The organism is Limnobaculum xujianqingii, assembly GCF_013394855.1.
GTDB classification, from domain to species: domain Bacteria; phylum Pseudomonadota; class Gammaproteobacteria; order Enterobacterales; family Enterobacteriaceae; genus Limnobaculum; species Limnobaculum xujianqingii.
In genome coordinates this window covers 570,167-586,590 of sequence record NZ_JABMLK010000002.1, presented here as the reverse complement: position 1 = coordinate 586,590, position 16,424 = coordinate 570,167, and the positions used below count along the sequence as shown (strand labels likewise).

General features: G+C 47.1%; 19 protein-coding genes. 15 read left to right on the top strand and 4 right to left on the bottom strand.

From position 1 onward, the window contains the following. Positions 1-7: 7 nt before the first annotated feature. From GOL65_RS16460 to GOL65_RS16405, 14 genes are all read left to right on the top strand, one after another. Positions 8-382: a phage tail protein gene (locus GOL65_RS16460; protein WP_140918365.1), complete on the top strand. Its 375-nt coding sequence runs from the start codon at positions 8-10 to the stop codon at positions 380-382. Further along, on the top strand, positions 379-768 hold the full coding sequence (locus tag GOL65_RS16455; RefSeq protein ID WP_228723140.1) for a hypothetical protein: 390 nt from the start codon (positions 379-381) through the stop codon (positions 766-768). The genes GOL65_RS16460 and GOL65_RS16455 overlap by 4 nt, the downstream gene beginning before the upstream one ends. Before the next feature lie 5 nt (positions 769-773). Further along, entirely contained in the window at positions 774-905 is a 132-nt protein-coding gene (locus GOL65_RS22410) for a hypothetical protein (protein WP_267313828.1), read from the top strand. 2 nt (positions 906-907) lie between these two features. Then, positions 908-2,884, top strand: coding sequence for a phage tail tape measure protein (locus GOL65_RS16450; RefSeq protein ID WP_228723139.1), 1,977 nt, complete (start codon positions 908-910; stop codon positions 2,882-2,884). A 48-nt stretch (positions 2,885-2,932) separates the two neighbouring features. Next, positions 2,933-3,211 carry a hypothetical protein gene (locus GOL65_RS22295; RefSeq protein ID WP_228723138.1) on the top strand — a complete coding sequence of 93 codons (279 nt, stop codon included), beginning with the start codon at positions 2,933-2,935 and terminating at the stop codon, positions 3,209-3,211. Further along, positions 3,211-4,527 (top strand): DNA circularization protein, encoded by a 1,317-nt coding sequence (locus GOL65_RS16445; RefSeq protein ID WP_140918366.1) that lies wholly within the window; start codon positions 3,211-3,213, stop codon positions 4,525-4,527. Before GOL65_RS22295 ends, GOL65_RS16445 begins: the two co-directional genes overlap by 1 nt. Further along, a complete protein-coding gene (locus GOL65_RS16440) occupies positions 4,511-5,779 on the top strand; it encodes a phage baseplate assembly protein (protein WP_140918367.1) in 1,269 nt (422 codons plus the stop codon). The genes GOL65_RS16445 and GOL65_RS16440 overlap by 17 nt, the downstream gene beginning before the upstream one ends. Before the next feature lie 15 nt (positions 5,780-5,794). Then, positions 5,795-6,427 carry a phage baseplate assembly protein V gene (locus GOL65_RS16435; RefSeq protein WP_218652069.1) on the top strand — a complete coding sequence of 211 codons (633 nt, stop codon included), beginning with the start codon at positions 5,795-5,797 and terminating at the stop codon, positions 6,425-6,427. Positions 6,428-6,486: 59 nt separating this feature from the next. Beyond that, positions 6,487-6,837, top strand: coding sequence for a phage GP46 family protein (locus GOL65_RS16430; protein ID WP_140918369.1), 351 nt, complete (start codon positions 6,487-6,489; stop codon positions 6,835-6,837). Next, entirely contained in the window at positions 6,837-7,904 is a 1,068-nt protein-coding gene (locus GOL65_RS16425; protein WP_140918370.1) for a baseplate J/gp47 family protein, read from the top strand. The genes GOL65_RS16430 and GOL65_RS16425 overlap by 1 nt, the downstream gene beginning before the upstream one ends. Continuing rightward, positions 7,897-8,472 carry a YmfQ family protein gene (locus tag GOL65_RS16420; RefSeq protein ID WP_179038456.1) on the top strand — a complete coding sequence of 192 codons (576 nt, stop codon included), beginning with the start codon at positions 7,897-7,899 and terminating at the stop codon, positions 8,470-8,472. Before GOL65_RS16425 ends, GOL65_RS16420 begins: the two co-directional genes overlap by 8 nt. Beyond that, positions 8,469-9,335: a gp53-like domain-containing protein gene (locus GOL65_RS16415; RefSeq protein WP_140918372.1), complete on the top strand. Its 867-nt coding sequence runs from the start codon at positions 8,469-8,471 to the stop codon at positions 9,333-9,335. The genes GOL65_RS16420 and GOL65_RS16415 overlap by 4 nt, the downstream gene beginning before the upstream one ends. A 1-nt stretch (position 9,336) precedes the next feature. Then, positions 9,337-9,762 carry a tail fiber assembly protein gene (locus tag GOL65_RS16410; RefSeq protein WP_140918373.1) on the top strand — a complete coding sequence of 142 codons (426 nt, stop codon included), beginning with the start codon at positions 9,337-9,339 and terminating at the stop codon, positions 9,760-9,762. Between the two features lie 401 nt (positions 9,763-10,163). Next, the gene (locus GOL65_RS16405) at positions 10,164-10,430 is read left to right on the top strand and encodes a hypothetical protein (RefSeq protein WP_140918374.1); all 267 of its coding nucleotides are present in this window, start codon (positions 10,164-10,166) and stop codon (positions 10,428-10,430) included. Between the two features lie 154 nt (positions 10,431-10,584). On the opposite strand, the gene rpoS is transcribed toward GOL65_RS16405, so the two are convergent. The 4 genes from rpoS to surE form a co-directional block, all read right to left on the bottom strand. Further along, positions 10,585-11,574 carry an RNA polymerase sigma factor RpoS gene (rpoS, locus tag GOL65_RS16400; RefSeq protein WP_140918375.1) on the bottom strand — a complete coding sequence of 330 codons (990 nt, stop codon included), beginning with the start codon at positions 11,572-11,574 and terminating at the stop codon, positions 10,585-10,587. Positions 11,575-11,631: 57 nt separating this feature from the next. Next, complete coding sequence (nlpD, locus tag GOL65_RS16395) at positions 11,632-12,777, bottom strand: murein hydrolase activator NlpD (RefSeq protein WP_140918376.1); 1,146 nt, start codon at positions 12,775-12,777, stop codon at positions 11,632-11,634. 276 nt (positions 12,778-13,053) lie between these two features. Next, the gene (locus GOL65_RS16390) at positions 13,054-13,686 is read right to left on the bottom strand and encodes a protein-L-isoaspartate(D-aspartate) O-methyltransferase (protein WP_140918377.1); all 633 of its coding nucleotides are present in this window, start codon (positions 13,684-13,686) and stop codon (positions 13,054-13,056) included. 2 nt (positions 13,687-13,688) lie between these two features. Next, positions 13,689-14,441 (bottom strand): 5'/3'-nucleotidase SurE, encoded by a 753-nt coding sequence (gene surE, locus GOL65_RS16385; RefSeq protein ID WP_140918378.1) that lies wholly within the window; start codon positions 14,439-14,441, stop codon positions 13,689-13,691. 313 nt (positions 14,442-14,754) lie between these two features. Here surE and eptA point away from each other — a divergent pair, with 313 nt between their 5' ends. Next, a complete protein-coding gene (gene eptA / locus GOL65_RS16380) occupies positions 14,755-16,389 on the top strand; it encodes a phosphoethanolamine transferase EptA (protein WP_179038455.1) in 1,635 nt (544 codons plus the stop codon). Positions 16,390-16,424: the final 35 nt, after the last annotated feature.

Sequence of the window (16,424 nt, the reverse complement as noted above, 5' to 3'; positions counted from 1 at the left end):
GTTATCTATGGCAGATGAATATGTAGGCTCCATCGTGTTGGAGCTCGATGGTCGAGAACTGGAGGTGGTCGATGCGGATATCCAGACCACCACCGGGCGCAAACTCGTCAAAACCATGAACAAGACGGGTCGGGCTAAAGGCTTCTCGCGGGGTATTGCTGAATTTGCAATCAACTTATCCGTTGTGGTGCCGCTGGATGGTGACCTTGATTGGATGGCCATTGAAGGGGCAAAGCTGACGCTCTATCCGCTCAGTGGTAGCGGTGGTAAGCGCACCTCTTACCTGGATTGTTTTACCACCGACGTCGGCGCGAAATACACGGTAGACAGTGAAGCGCGTCGCGATATCAAAATGATGGCATTACGTGAGGTGATCGAGTGATAGAGGAAAAGCCAAAACTGGTTTACGGCGTTGAGTTTGGTGGCGTTATCCATCGGGTGTTTGATGTGCGACTTCCGGTCATCAAGGACACCATTGCCGCCCTGACCGATACCCAAGACGCGTGCGGTGAGACCGAGAGCCCCGCCGCAAATATGCGTTATCGTGTGGCAGTCATGGCCTCGGCGCTGGTCTCGTTAGGGAATATTCCTAAGGAGGATATCACGCCGACGTTGTTGCTTGATGGGTTGGTTGATACTGACCTGGACATTATCAACGCCGCCATTGCCGACGCTAAAAAAAAGAGGTTGGCCGCTGTGAACTCCTTGCCGGATATCGAACCGTTGTCCTCGCCCTCGGTGAATGCGGCGTCAGTGAACAGCAAATAGGTCAGATGACCGACACGGAGCTCAATGGTTATCTTGATGCACTGGCCATCGTGAAGGGGCGAAAACGCTCTCGCGGTGGTCAGGGCACCAAAACCACCCGTAAACGCGTGGTCTCAAAACGTAAGAAGAGAGGTTAAGGATGTCACGAAGTGGTTTGAATCTTGCGCTCACCCTGTTTGCTCGTGATAACGCCTCGAAGGTCATTAACAAAACCCTGCAAGATGTGGTTAAGGGCTCAACGGCCGCCCAAAAAGCCACGGATAAACTTGCCGGCGAGCAGAAGAAATCCGCAGACACCGGCATCAAAGCCAGTCGCACCTTGGCCGACGAAATGCGCCGTTCTGCGTCGGCCCGCTCGACTTTAGGTATCCGTTCTGAACAACAAATTCGTCGTGAAATTCAGCAAACCGAAGCGGCTTATAACCGTCTCGCCCGATCTGGCACGATGTCAGCGAATGAACAATCCCGCGCCTATGCCGGTATGCAAAAGCGCATTGGCTCCCTGAAGACCGAGCTTGGTGGCGTTAATCAACAGATGTCGATGTTTCAGCGCGCCAAAGGCATGGCCTTAACGGGTGGCGCTATCGTTGGCGGGATTACCGCAGCCAGTGCAGTGATAGCTCAGCCAGTGCGAAATAATATGTCCTACAAAAAGCGTTTAGCATTGATGGCTAATACCGCTTATGCCGATGGCGGTGTTGAAGAACGTCAAGCTGGCATGAAAAACATGGATACAATGATTGAAGGTGCGGTCACTCAAAGTGGCGGTTCAAAAGAAACAGCCGCAGAGGCATTGGACATCATGTTAGCTTCGGGCGCTGTAAATATTGATTCAGCTAAATCCCTATTACCTGTCATCCAAAAATTTGCCACATCAGCAGAAGCGGCACCGGCAGACGTGGTTAATATTATGAAAGCGCTTAAGACGACCTTTGGTATTAAAGATGAGGATATGGCCACGGCGCTGAATATGACTCTTGTCGCGGGTCAGGAAGGTAGTTTTGAGCTATCGGATATGGCCCGTTCGCTGCCGAAACAATTTGCCGCTGCTGGTAATCTTGGTATGGGGGGCTTGGATGACCTTGCTACCATATTGAGTGCTAATCAGGCTGCCGCCATTACAGCAGGATCCAGCGATGAGGCGGGTACCAATATGATTAACCTGCTGACCAAAATGAATAGCCAAGATGCTAAACGCGCGTTAGCTAAAGTTAAAGTTAATGGTAAGGGGATCGACCTTCCGGGAACACTGGCAGAAGCTAAGGGAAAAGGTACTAATCAATTTGATGCGTTTATGAATATTGTTGATACCGTGGTTGCCAATGACCCTGCGTATCAAAAGATGGAGAAACGCTATCTGCAAGCTAAAGGGACGGAAAAAGAACAACTATATACATCCATGAAGAAAACTCTTGATGGTTCTGCTGCCGGTTCTGTAATTAGTGATCAGCAAGCCATGATGGCATTAGTGGGCTATCGGTCAAATCGTGAATATGCCAAAGGGGTTGCGGATAAAAGTAATGCACAACGTAATCTTAAGCCCGGTGAATTATCTGCGGTTGACATTGGTTTTGAGGTAATGAAAAGCACACCTGACTTCAAGGTTAATCAGTTGAATAACGCCAAGGACTTTGCCGAAATTAAGGCTATGGATCCATTATCTAACGCTCTCGGCGACCTGTCCGACAAATTAACCGAATACAGTAGCGCCTATCCAGGCTTAACAACCATTGTCGTCGGTGCTACCGATGCCATTAAAGCGATGGCAGCAGCAGCGGCCGTCTTTGGTGGTATTAAAATGCTCGGTGGTGGAATGGGTGGGAATGGCGGTGGCCTCAAGTTCCCTGGTTCTAAAAGCGGTATCGGTATTCCGGGCTTACCGGGCTTGACTCAGAGCGTAGCTGGCGCGATACCTGTCGAAGTCACCAATTGGCCTGAGGGTGGTCTCTTTGGTAAAGATGATGACGATAAACTTGATAAACCCGACATGAGTACAGGGATTGTTGATACCGCTCTGGCATTAGTAACAGAACAATGGAATATCAAGGAAGAGGCAGCGAAAAGAGGTATGTCCGCAGCGGACTTAGCCAAGGAAAAAGGCGACGCGCGAGGCTAAAAAATCAACGGATGGCTCGAAGAGAAAGGATTCAACCCTAACAAATGGTTGGATGATAAAGTTTTTTCACCCATTAAACAGGTGTGGAATGGTGATGAGCAGACGCAACCTATCAGCGCTATTCAGGTCAACCCGTTTGATGAGATGGCTAAAAAAGTACTCGCCGCCACGTCGCTAAATATCAATCCAACGGGCTCATTGCAACCCCCACCTCAGCCGGTTCAGGTGACAACAAAGCTTGAGATTGACGGTCGGAAAGTGGCTGAAATAGTTAACGAGTATAACAATACCCAAAGCCAGCGCGGCATACCCGGAGGGCCGGTATAATGTCATGGTCAGATGGAATGCTCCCGGCCTCATTTCGCAAGGTCACTTTTGATGTTATTTGCACTCGCGATACCGGTAGCCGGGATGTGGCTGTCCATGAGTATCCTTATGTGGACGGCGGTGACGTAGAGGATTTAGGACGCAAGCCCCGTAATCTGCGTATGACTGCTGTATTTTGGGGTGATACTTACGAACAGAATTTGCAGGCGCTGATTGCAGCTCTGGATGAATACGGCGGTGATGAGCTGATTCATCCTGTTTTCGGTTCCATGCCGAACATGCAGTGCATTGAGTACGGGGCCTATCATGAAGCGGATATGCCTGATTACTGCGTTGTTGAGCTGGTCTTTCTTGAGTGCACTCCCGGTAATCCTTTTTTTACCAATGAATACTCGACCTCGTTTATTGATGAACTCTTCAATAAAATTCAGGGGTTGATGGATATGGCTCAAGACTTGTTCGATACCATTATGGCCCCTATCCGGATGGTTCAGAAATACATGGCCAAGGCTAAAGCATTGCTTGGCGCGATGGTGGGTATGGTGACAATCTGGCGCGGTGAGATTGTCGGTTTTATCAGTAGCGTTCGGGACTTTCTAAACTACCCGTCAGCCTTCCTGAGTGACTTACGCTCGGCGCTCAGTTTCAAATCTCATGACTCTACATCCAGTATCAAAAATAATCAGGGCAGCTATAGCAGTTATAGCGGCTCGACCATCGTTGCCAATTGGAAAGATACGAAGGCCCTGCATGATGAGGTTATCCATCTGCCGGCTGCGCTGATTAGCGGCGAAAAAGACTCGCCGACCGGCATTCCCAACGGTGCAACCGTGGATGATATTAAAGAACTGGTTGCGGCCGTGGCCGTTGAAACCGCCGCCTCATTGGCCGGTAATGCGGCCAATATCTTGAGTGAGAAGGATATCGTTGAAACTCTGTCTCCGGACGATATTGAGCTGATTGTTAATGATGTCCGGGTGACGTTACAACTGGCCATTGACACCGTTCGTGAGGTGTATACCCCGACGTTGGATATTGCCAGCAGTGCTGAAACTGATATCGCCATCCGCTGGCAGCCACTGATCGACAGCATGAAAGGTATCGCCCTGGATATCCAAAACCTCGGGAACGCCGCCATAACAGCGCGCCCGCCGCTGGTACGTCGGCTGGTTGAAAGCCCGTGTAATCTTCATCTTCTGGCTCATAAATGGTACGGCAATTATGACCGTGCCAACGAGCTCCAGCGCCTTAATCCTCATTTGCGCGACGTCAATAACATTCAATCCGGAGAGTTAATTTATGCCTACGCCCGATAAGCAGCAGCCAGAGCAGGATATCGATCCGGATAAAGTCACCATTGTGGTGAACGGTCAGTCCCGAAGTGACTGGAACCGGTACTGCATTGAGTCTGATTTTCTTATCCCGGCTGATGGTTGGAGTGTGTCTCTGGGTATTCCTGACGGTATCTTTCCGAATGACATTAAGAAAGGTATGCCGGTACTGGTTAAAGTGGGCGATGATGTGGTGTTAGAGGGGCGAATTGACCGCCGTCAGCGCTCAGTTGCCCGCAAGCAGGTCGTACTCTCACTGAATGGTCGGGATAAAGCCGGTATTCTGATGGATTGTACAACGCCGATATTCACCGCTAAGCAGCTTAGTCTTGAGGAAATTGTTGCAAACGTGGTGCGCCCGTTAGGTATCACAAAAATACGTATCGATGCCGACAGCACCATTCAGACCGATAAAATCACGGTCGAGCCCGGTGAGAAAGCCTGGGATACGCTGGAGAAAGCAGCAGCGGCCCGAGGTCTGTGGCCGTGGTTTGAACCTGACGGAACGTTAGTCGTTGGCGGCGTAGACTATACCCAACCGCCAGTCGCGACCTTGATTATGCGTTTCGACGGCGAAGAAAATAACCTGATATCGCTGGATGAAACTGACTCCGTGCTGGGGTGTTATTCCGAACTGACGGTATTGGGCCAAGGTCATGCTCAGGGCAAACGAGGCAAAAAAGGCGATGTCGCCGTGATTGATGCGTCAAATTCTTCAACTGGTCGTCAGGCCCGTTCGTTGAGTAGTGCCAGTGAACCCAGTGAGGATGAATACGATGATATTGCTTATGTCAGCAGCAGTCCGGAAGTCGGCACCCATAACCTGAAGGTGGTCGTCACCGACCCTGATGTTCCTTATTACCGTCCCAATATCGTGGTCTGTGGTGATATCGATAACCAGGAGCAGCTCCGGTACCGCGCCCGAAAAATCATGTCTGATGCGAAGTTAAACAGCTTTGACTTGGTCGGTGAGGTTCATGGTCACCGGACATCTGACGGCATCTTATGGCAGCCTGGCCAGCGTATTCATGTCATCTGTGAGCCGATGGATATCGACGACGTTTATTTCCTGATTGGGCGGAGTTTTCTGGGCGGCCGCTCCGGGGGAACAATCACCCAGCTCCGGCTTAAGTATGACGGTGTGTTTATCCCCGACGCCTACGTTGAGAAGAAAAAGAAACGTAAAGGCAAAAAGAAATCAGACAAGGTGGCCATCATTGATGCCAGTAATAAATAAAGGGGATTTGCCATGATGCAAGCCAGTACCATTAAAGCCCAAGTTCAACGTGCATTAAGTGGCATTAGACAAGCCTTTAGGGGCGTTTTAACCCGCGTTAACAGCGCGGGCTCAGTGCAGACCCTTCAGGGTGAAGGGCTTGCTGGGGAGACGTTTCAGGATGCTGAGCTGTATCAGCATTACGGTTTCACTTCTAACCCGCCCGCCGGTACTCAGGTGATTGCCTTACCCTTAAATGGAATGACCAGCCACAGCGTAATTATTGCGACTGAGCACGGGGGATATCGCATTAAGGGGCTGGTCACGGGTGAGGTGGCCATCTATACCGATGAAGGTGCAAAGATTGTCCTCAAGCGAGGTCGTATTATTGATGTCGATTGCGACATTTATCGTATTAAGTGTAAAACCTATGAAGTGAATGCCTCGAATAACGCTGATTTTAATACCCCTATGCTGACCGCGAGTGAGCAAGTTACGGCCAAGAGTAAAATTACCGGGCAAGGTGGGATGGCAATATCGGGAGGGAGTGGCGCAACAGTTGACGGCGGCATAAAAGCAACGCAAGATATCGTCGCGGGCAAAGTCAGCGTTCAAGGTCATATTCATGACGGTGATTCCGGTGGCACAACCTCAGAACCTAAGCAGTAATCCGACCCACTGAACCCCATCACCTCTCTTATTTTTATCCGTGCGGCAATAATGGCTGCATGGATATGCTCATTAATACCTCAACTGGCGATTACACAGGCTCCCGCTCTCAGGGGCTAGAGAATCCCGTGTATCTGCGTCTAATGACCCCTCTGGGGTCTTACTGGGCTGACCCGTTATTAGGTTCCCGGTTGTATGAGCTCCAGCGAGAAAAAGACGTCACCCGCGTTTACAAACTTGCCCAGCAATATGCTGAACAGGCATTACAGCCCTTACTTAAAGATAAACGCGCTCAGCGCATCACGGTCACTGCCGAACGCTATCAGCCCGGCTGGTTACTGTTACTGATTACGGTTATCGAGGCGACGGGTACTGAAGCCACCTTTAAACACCCTGTGAGGGTTATTTAATGCCACATTTAACCCCTAAATTTGAGCAAATTCGTGATGACCAGTTACGGGATATTCGCAATCAGCGTCCGGATGCCGACATCACCCCCGACAGTGATTATCATGTTCGGGCTTCCGCTGTCGCCAGTGCGATAGATGGCCTATATCGTGACCAGCGCTGGATCGTTCGCCAAATCTTTGCGGATACCGCCGACAGCGATAATCTGGAACTGCACGCGAGAACGCGCGGACTGCGAAGAAAGGTAGCCACCACCGCCACCGGTAATATCACATTAACCGGCGAGCCAGGTACTCCCGTCAATGTCGGGCTGGAAATTCGGCGTGATAGCCTGGCTTGGATTACGACTGAGGGAGGCACTCTTCCTGAAAGCGGTCAATTGACTATGCGCGCTTCATCGTCGTCGGCAGGTACCGGAGGCAATATGACGAGCGTCTTGGGGGCGACGTTGGTCAGTGCCCCTTATGGTATTGATAGTGCGGTGATGGTTGGCATTATGGTTGGTGGTACCGAGTCTGAAACCGATGCTGCTTTACTGGCTAGATACCTTGAGTTGATCCGCCGACCACCGGCGGGAGGCAATCGATACGATTATCGGCGTTGGGCACTGGAAGTGGATGGTGTCACGGGGGCGTTTGTCTATCCGTTGCGCCGGGGGCTGGGAACGGTCGATATTGCTATTACATCGAACGATAATTTGCCGTCTAATGAAATTATCAAAGCAACTCAAGATTACATAGACAACGTTCGTCCAGTCACCGCAAGTAATGCTTATGTATTCTCGCCGACTATAAAACCCGTTGATTTTGAATTTGATATGACACTGGATGGCATCAATTTTAATGACGCTACCAGCCAGATCACATCCATCGTTACAATGGCCGTAAACCGGCTACAGCCGGGTGAGCCACTTATCCGCGCTCAGATATCTGCACTAATACTCACTATACCGGGCATTACGGATATTGATATTGTAGCCCCGGCTAGAAATGTAAGCGCCGCCATTTCTGCGACAGTATTGGAATGGATCCGAGTGGGTCACATCGATACCGGGTATCCAGATGAATAGCGCTGAGTTACTCGGATTATTGCTTCCTCCTGTCAGCTATGACCCTAATGGCCTGCGCATTAAGACTGAATTGAGTGCCGAAGGGATACAACTCGACAAGGTAAAAGAACATGCCCAGCTCGTTTTAGGGGCAATAACCCCATTTTATGCCGGTAATCTATTATCCGACTGGGAACGTCTACTGGCCATACTTCCACCTAATGAATCGACTTACCAGCAACGACTTGAACGTGTTATTGCCAAGCTGGCTGAGACGGGTGGCCTGAATGTTCCGTATTTTACCCGTCTAGCCGCCTCTTTAGGTTACACCATCACTATAAATGAACCACAACCATTCAGAGCAGGTCAAGGCCGTGCTGGCGATAGAATTTACTCTCCTGACATCATTCATGTCTGGGAGGTCAATATCTTTGGTAGTAGCACGCCAGTTTATCGATTCAGAGCGGATATTAGCCGTGCAGGCGAACGCCTGACAAGCTTTGGCGATGCAATTATAGAAACCATTTTTAACGACTTAAAACCCGCACATACCTACGTGGTATTTAAATATTTTGAGGATATTCAATGAAAGAACTCATTCCACCAATTGAGTCACCCGACGGGCTATTTCATGACGGAAATCCGCTCACGGGTGAGCTAGGGACAATTGCTACTGCTAAGTGGCTTAATGATATGCAGGAAGCCACACAGGCGACACAATCAGAGATTTTAACTGTTTTAGAAAGTGCGGGGATGAGTATTGATTTAAGTAAAAAAAATCAGTTATTGAAAGCGCTTAACCAAATTATTGCTGGTAAGGGTTTTGCTTACTCGGATGTCAGTATGCTATCAACATCAGCAATAGCTACTGAGTATTTCGGTTCCCGTTTTTGGGTTGACCAAAGTTGCCCGTCGTCTTTTACCTTGCCTGATATCAGCAACATAGATAGCTGCGGCCAGACAATAACGATCTGGAATGTCAAAGATACCAATATTACTATCTCCGTGGGTAACTCAAGTAATAGCATATCAATACCCATGTCCACAGTAAAAAGTCTTATATTGAAACCCACTGAAAGCGCTACTTTTATTGTTGAACAAAATAAAATGTGGCACGCCACGGGTGATGGGGTGTTTAAGCATTCCATTATGTTTAGTGCAAATCTTGCTCAAAATGGTTGGAAACGCGAGCCGTCTGGACTATTAACTCAATGGGGATCGGCAATCGGGAGTAATGGTTTATCTAATGTGACGTTTCCGATTGCGTTTTCTAATCGTCCATTCACAATAATTTTCGGTTTTCGAGAAGGGGCTTATCCGTCATATGCACAATCTATAGTATTGGATGACACAACAATGACAAATTTAGGCTTCAGATGCAGAACAATGATGGCAACCTCTCCTGTCACTAATTCAGCTAGCGCTTATTTCTGGCGCGCAGAGGGTATTTAATATGTATAACTATAGTGCAAAAAATAACGCGTTTTACCCTGAATCTGAGCGTTCTACTTATGAGTTTCATGGTGTGTGGCCCGATGATTGTATTTTTGTTCCTGATTCTGTTTATGATGAATTTTCGGCATCAGAATCGCCAGTTGGAAAGGTGCGCTCAGTTGGTAATGATGGACTACCATTTTGGGCTGATATTCCAGCAGCTACAAAAGAAGAGTTGGTAGCCTTTGCTGCTGCTCAAAAGTCTGTTTACTTAGCGCTGTCCGCTGACAAAATAGCCCCGTTAAATGATGCGATTGAGCTGGATATAGCCACAACTGAAGAAGTAGCACAACTTAAAACGTGGAAGAAATACCGTGTATTACTAACCCGTGTTGATACTAGCACTGCACCAGATATTGAGTGGCCAGAACAACCCATAAGTTAGATGTCACGATTTATTTGATTTACCTCACATTTGTAAGAATATGTATTGTTAATGCTATTAACAATAGTTAGAAACCTCTTTTTTTAATTATTAAGTCAATTTTTGCATTATTAAGGGTGTCATAAAGCTCAAGTGTAACCCTCTGTTTTCCTGAAAATATTTTCTTAATTTGGTCTTCGGTCATGCTAACGCGTTCTGCAAATTCAGAATAAGTTATTGTGTTTCTATGCAGATCATCCCTGATTTCACGTAATTTGGGATGTAACATAATTGTTACTAAAGTGCGTGTAGGTGCACTAAGTGTTGTTTTGGCAACCACTACCTGTCAAATAAGACAGGTAGTAAAAGTGTAACGATAAGCTAAAAATGTAGAAATGCAGATTAACAAAAGGGGCGTGAATATGAAGAGGGATCTGTTTTTTTGCGATATATCAAAGAGTAATGAATCAGAGCTCAATGGTATGGATAAGGAGGCTGATATTTTAGTTTATTCTATTAATGACGGGCTGGAAGCGATTGGAGAAGCACTTCAAATAGAGTCAATGTCAGGGCAAGGGATTCAGAATATTGGCGCTATGCTGTCTACAATGGGTTTCTTGTCGAGTATTATTCATGAGCGGCAATCAATAGTAAGACAAACTCTCAACGCGTCACTAAATAGACCCTAAGTTCATTTTATACCGCGATATCTATTGCATAATGCAAATTACAGTAAATTATCCACTGTTTTGTTATGCAAAATTTATCGCGGTGTTACGCAAAAAAATTCGCGGCGCTACACCCGCGTATCAACGCAGGTGTTTTTTCGAGATTTATAAACGATTATTCCTGAAACAGCGCCTCAATATTCAGCCCTTGTTTCACCAGAATCTCACGCAGTTGGCTTAGCCCTTCTACCTGAATTTGACGAACACGTTCACGGGTTAACCCGATTTCCGCACCGACATCTTCCAGAGTGGCCGCTTCATAGCCTAACAGGCCGAAACGACGAGCTAATACTTCCCGCTGCTTTGGATTCAGTTCAAATAACCACTTAACAATGCTTTGCTTAATATCGTTATCCTGAGTGGTATATTCAGGATCATTATTATTTTCATCCGGCAGGATATCTAATAATGCGCTATCTGATTCACCATTCAACGGTGAGTCAACTGAAGTCACACGCTCATTAAGGCGCAGCATTCGACTGACATCACCCACTGATTTATCCAGTTGAAGCGCAATATCTTCTGCACGCGGCTCGTGATCCAGCTTTTGGGAAAGCTCACGGGCAGTACGCAAATAAACATTCAGCTCTTTAACGATATGAATCGGCAAGCGGATAGTTCTGGTCTGATTCATGATGGCACGTTCAATGGTCTGACGAATCCACCAGGTTGCATAAGTAGAAAAACGGAATCCTCTTTCAGGATCAAACTTTTCTACCGCACGAATAAGACCCAAATTGCCCTCTTCGATAAGATCAAGCAGTGCAAGACCGCGATTGTTATATCGACGAGCAATTTTAACCACCAAACGCAGGTTACTTTCGATCATACGACTACGGGCCGCAGCATCACCACGTAATGCCCGCCGTGCAAAATAGACTTCTTCCTGCGCGGTTAATAAAGGTGAAAAACCAATTTCTCCGAGATACAGCTGTGTCGCATCCAGCACATGTTGAGTCACATCTTGTGAAAGCAGTATGTCATCCGTGGAGCTATCTTCTTCGACGATATCCAGTTGAGCTTTTTCGTCGAACTCCGTGGGTTCATTGTCATCGAATTCGGCATTTTCAGGCCATTCGTTTACTTTCAGCGTATTGGAACTCATTTTTGTTTTCCTACCTGTAAATTGCGACAATCAGGCAGGAAAACATCTCCTGCCCAGTTAACGCTGCGGCAAATGCTGCAGCGGGTTGACGGACTTGCCCTTATAGCGGATTTCAAAGTGCAATCTCACTGAGCTGGTGCCCGTACTACCCATTGTTGCTATTTTTTGACCTGCTTTGACTTCTTGTTGCTCAGCCACGAGCATCGAGTCATTGTGTGCATACGCACTCAGATAGTCATCATTATGTTTGATAATGATTAAATTACCGTATCCACGTAGCGCATTGCCCGCATACACAACTCGCCCATCAGCGGCTGCCAGTACAGACTGACCACGAGATCCTGCAATATCGATCCCTTTATTACCCCCTTCAGAGGTAGAGAAGTTCTCGATCACCTTTCCTTCAGTCGGCCAACGCCAGCGAACATTTGAAGTACTGCTACTGCTTGCCGGAGTCGTTGCGGTACTGGTTGCTGCCGTTGCGGTTCCTGCCGCTGCTGTAGTTGGTAACGTTTTATCAACATTTTGTTTACTACTTGAGGCAGTGTACGCGCCTGAATTTGCAGAATCAACACTTGTTGTAGGATTTTGATTAGAAGTCACAGATGAGACGGATGCCCCATTATTGCTGGTTCCAGCCAATGCTCCACCAGTATTGGTGCCTCCGCTAACATTCAGGGTCTGACCAGCTGATAAAGCATAAGGTTCTGAAATGTTATTTTTTTGTGCCAGTTCACGATAGTCATTACCGGTAATCCAGGCAATATAGAATAAAGTATCTCCACGGGAGACGGTATAAGTTGGTCCCCCGTTGTAAGAACCTTTTGGAATATCTGAGTAGCTACGGTTATAAACAATACGCTCGCCGGAAGTGGTGGCCTGATTACTGACAGCTTTATTCTGATTAAACGGATTACCGCTGCTCTGAGCTGATGCATTTGTGTTTGATGCTGCCGGAGCCAACTCCTGCCCTTCGGTATAAACAATATTTGGACGACTGGTATCCATCGCCATTGTCGTCGCTGACCCGGAGGTTTTTGCTGGAGTTGAGGTGGAAGCAGTGGAGTAGGTTCCGCTGCTATTATTAATAGAAGTAATTGGAGCAGGTTTAGTTGGCTCACTACTACAACCAATCAGTAACATACTTATCGCTGCGCCTATTGTTATACGCCGATATGTCATCATCGGGCTTCCTTTATTCATGCTTCCCCCACCGTGTAGCAGAATCAAAACTGATAATATCCATGATTACTCCGTTAATTGCGGAATAAACCTGCCATAAATATGGCGACTTAAAATTAGGTAAATCTGATGCTGCCGTTGCTGAAAAACTGTCAGGATCGCGGCAGATAACATCACTTTTATGCGACTTATACTACTAACAACTCTGTAATAAAGACAGATAGTTATAAATTGGACACTAAATTGATATCTAACGTCAAACAAGAATAGATAAATTTACCTATCTCTACATATGACTCAGGCCAGTTCGCCTTTAACCATAGGAACAAAGCGCACCATCTCAATAGTATCAACCATTAACTTATCGCCATAACGTTGAACCAGTTGCAACAGCTGAGACTGACGTTGTTCGCCCACCGGCAGTACCAATCGGCCACCGTCAGCCAGCTGTGTCAACAGAGATGGCGGGATTTCATCCGGAGCAGCGGTCACAATAATTGCATCAAAAGGTCCACGAACCGGCCAGCCTTCCCAACCATCACCGTGGCGGGTTGATACATTATGCAGGTCAAGCTGCTTCAGACGACGCTTTGCCTGCCATTGCAGGCTCTTAATACGCTCAACAGAATAAACATGTTGTACGAGTTTGGCTAAAACTGCCGTCTGATAACCAGAACCAGTGCCAATCTCCAGCACTTTGGAATTGGTAGTCAGCTTCAGCAACTCAGTCATTTTTGCCACCATATAGGGCTGAGAGATGGTCTGCCCGGCACCTATAGGTAATGCGGTATTGTCATATGCCTGATGAGATAACGCCTCATCAATAAAAAGCTCGCGCGGAACGGATGCTATGGCCTGCAGAACCCGTTCATCACGGATCCCCTGCCCGACAAGCTGTTTCAGCAATGTCTGCATACGTTTACTTGGCATTCTCAGGTAACCTTAGTTTGCAATAGCCATTGATTAATCACATCTTGTGCTGCATACGCGGTTAAATCAACCTGCAATGGTGTAATGGAGACATATCCCTGTTCAACCGCGGCAAAATCAGTATCAGCACCGGCATCATCCTTCTCTCCCGGAGGACCAATCCAGTAGATATCGTGCCCTCGGGGATCCTGCTGGCAGATAACTTGATCTGCCGGATGACGCTTACCACAACGCGTTACTTTAAACCCTTTGATTTCACTTAAGGGTAAATCCGGTACGTTAACATTCAAAATACGATTGGTGCGTAACGGTTCCTGCTCCAGCATACGCAATAGTTTACAGGTCATTACCGCCGCAGTTTCAAAGTGTTGATTACCCACCAGAGAAACCGCTAACGCCGGTAATCCTAAATGACGACCTTCCATTGCTGCAGCAACTGTACCGGAATAAATAACGTCATCACCCAGATTTGCCCCTGCATTGATGCCGGACACCACTATATCCGGACGCGGCACCATCAACGCATTCACCCCCAGATATACACAGTCAGTTGGCGTTCCCCGCACAGAGATATCCCCCTGTGACTGGGTATGGATACGTATAGGTAATTCCAGTGTTAACGCATTGGAGGAGCCGCTGCAGTTGCGATCCGGAGCGACCAGCTGTACCTGAGCAAACTGCCGCAGGTGTTCAGCCAGTATCTGAATGCCCGGAGCAGATATGCCGTCGTCATTACTCAGAAGTATTCTCATCATCAATGCTGCCAGCAGCCCTTAAAATCTGAATAAGTATGAATGATATTTATCCCCTGTCTTAATCTGCCAGAAGCAATTCATCACTATTAACACAAATTTGATTATAACCACTTCTGCACCAGCAGGAAAACCTGACAACCCCATTCAATGGTGCTTTCTTCTGATATGGGCCTCAGGATGGCGATAAATCATGCAAACTATCACCAATGAAACAATTATCCATTACCCGGTCTGAACTAAACTATAACCACAATATCCAAATGGCTGCCATTCGCTATCACCACCTTGTCAGACTATCTGACGGAGTAACGTTATGAGTATTGCCAGTAAATTACGCTGCCGTGGACTTACCTTTGTTTTGATAACTGCACTGTTTTTCACGCTGTTTCAAAACGCACTGGCATTAACTGCCTTCTGGCAGGCTATTGCTGATACCGGACAACAACACTGGATTTTTATGGCAACGATTCCAGTGACACTATTTTGCGCCTTAAATATTATTTTTAGCTTACTGTTACTGCCCTGGCTGCGTAAACCATTGGCCATCATTTTGCTGTTAGGTGGAGCCTACGTTAACTATGTGATGTACAGTTTTAATGTAGTTATTGACCGTAATATGATGCAAAACGCCTTAGAGACTGACTATCAGGAAATCATGGCGCTGATAACACCTAAAATGATGCTGTGGTTATTATTGCTGGGAGTACTGCCTTCTATATTAGTTATTGTGGTAAAAATTCAACCAGCGCAACACTGGTTAAAAGCAGCGGGAGCCAGGCTGGCAAATATCGGTTTTTCACTGCTGATAATTCTGGTTATCGCTTTCTTTTGCTATAAAGACTACGCGCCTTTAATTCGTAATCATCCCCATCTGGTTAAGATGCTGGTACCTACCAACTACATTTCTGGTTTAACCAGCGCCCTCAAACGAGAGGTAGAAAGCCATAAACCATTAGTCGATATTGGTATGGATGCGCATGAAGGTTCGGTTATTAAGCAGGAACCGAAAAAAACGCTGGTCATATTGGTAGTAGGTGAAACTGCCAGGGCGGCTAACTTCTCACTGGGTGGTTATCCACGCGAGACCAACCCCAGACTAAAGCAAAATAACGTTATCTATTTTCCTCATGTCACTTCCTGCGGTACAGAAACTGCAGTTTCTGTACCCTGTATGTTTTCCGATATGACGCGAAAAGAATATGACGCAGTCAAAACCGCCCATCAGGAAGGTTTGATGGATATCGTGGCCAGAGCTAAAGTCAGCGTATTGTGGCGCGAGAATGACGGTGGATGCAAAGGTGCCTGCGACCGTATTCCCCATCAGGATATTACTCAGTTAAATCCTGATGGTTTATGCCACAATGGCAGCTGCTATGATGACGCATTACTCAGTAAACTGGATAACTACATTAACAGCCTGAAGAATGATGGCCTGATCGTGCTGCATCAAATGGGCAGTCATGGACCCGCCTATTTTGAACGATACCCGTCAGAATACCGACAATTCACCCCAACCTGCGACAGTAATCAGATACAAGACTGCGACCATCAATCACTGATGAATACTTATGACAACACGCTGCTGTATACCGATGCCATGCTGGATAAAACCCTCAACCTGTTGAAAAGCCATCAGCAAAAATTTGCTACCGCACTGGTTTATCTTTCCGACCATGGTGAATCATTAGGTGAGAAAGGGCTATATTTGCACGGAACCCCCTACTTACTGGCACCGGATGAGCAAACCCATATCCCTTTCCTGATGTGGATGTCGGATGACTATAAAAAAGATTATCAGGTAGATAGCCGCTGTCTGGAACATAAAGCTCAACAGCAGGAATTTTCACAAGATAACCTGTTTCACACTATTCTTGGAATGCTGGATATAAAGACTCAGGAATATAAATCTGAACTGGATATTCTGCAGGGGTGCAGGGCGCAGGAATAATCAGGTAACCAAGGAAGTTTAAAACTCATACTGAA

Coding starts and splice junctions, on each gene's coding strand:
- GOL65_RS16445 (WP_140918366.1), top strand. CDS start 3,211: ATGTCATGGTCAGATGGAATGCTCCCGGCCTCATTTCGCAAGGTCACT.
- eptA (WP_179038455.1), top strand. CDS start 14,755: ATGAGTATTGCCAGTAAATTACGCTGCCGTGGACTTACCTTTGTTTTG.
- GOL65_RS16425 (WP_140918370.1), top strand. CDS start 6,837: ATGCCACATTTAACCCCTAAATTTGAGCAAATTCGTGATGACCAGTTA.
- GOL65_RS16435 (WP_218652069.1), top strand. CDS start 5,795: ATGCAAGCCAGTACCATTAAAGCCCAAGTTCAACGTGCATTAAGTGGC.
- surE (WP_140918378.1), bottom strand. CDS start 14,441: ATGATGAGAATACTTCTGAGTAATGACGACGGCATATCTGCTCCGGGC.
- GOL65_RS16420 (WP_179038456.1), top strand. CDS start 7,897: ATGAATAGCGCTGAGTTACTCGGATTATTGCTTCCTCCTGTCAGCTAT.
- GOL65_RS16430 (WP_140918369.1), top strand. CDS start 6,487: ATGGATATGCTCATTAATACCTCAACTGGCGATTACACAGGCTCCCGC.
- GOL65_RS16450 (WP_228723139.1), top strand. CDS start 908: ATGTCACGAAGTGGTTTGAATCTTGCGCTCACCCTGTTTGCTCGTGAT.
- GOL65_RS22410 (WP_267313828.1), top strand. CDS start 774: ATGACCGACACGGAGCTCAATGGTTATCTTGATGCACTGGCCATCGTG.
- GOL65_RS16405 (WP_140918374.1), top strand. CDS start 10,164: ATGAAGAGGGATCTGTTTTTTTGCGATATATCAAAGAGTAATGAATCA.
- rpoS (WP_140918375.1), bottom strand. CDS start 11,574: ATGAGTTCCAATACGCTGAAAGTAAACGAATGGCCTGAAAATGCCGAA.
- GOL65_RS16440 (WP_140918367.1), top strand. CDS start 4,511: ATGCCTACGCCCGATAAGCAGCAGCCAGAGCAGGATATCGATCCGGAT.
- nlpD (WP_140918376.1), bottom strand. CDS start 12,777: ATGAATAAAGGAAGCCCGATGATGACATATCGGCGTATAACAATAGGC.
- GOL65_RS16460 (WP_140918365.1), top strand. CDS start 8: ATGGCAGATGAATATGTAGGCTCCATCGTGTTGGAGCTCGATGGTCGA.
- GOL65_RS16415 (WP_140918372.1), top strand. CDS start 8,469: ATGAAAGAACTCATTCCACCAATTGAGTCACCCGACGGGCTATTTCAT.
- GOL65_RS16390 (WP_140918377.1), bottom strand. CDS start 13,686: ATGCCAAGTAAACGTATGCAGACATTGCTGAAACAGCTTGTCGGGCAG.
- GOL65_RS16410 (WP_140918373.1), top strand. CDS start 9,337: ATGTATAACTATAGTGCAAAAAATAACGCGTTTTACCCTGAATCTGAG.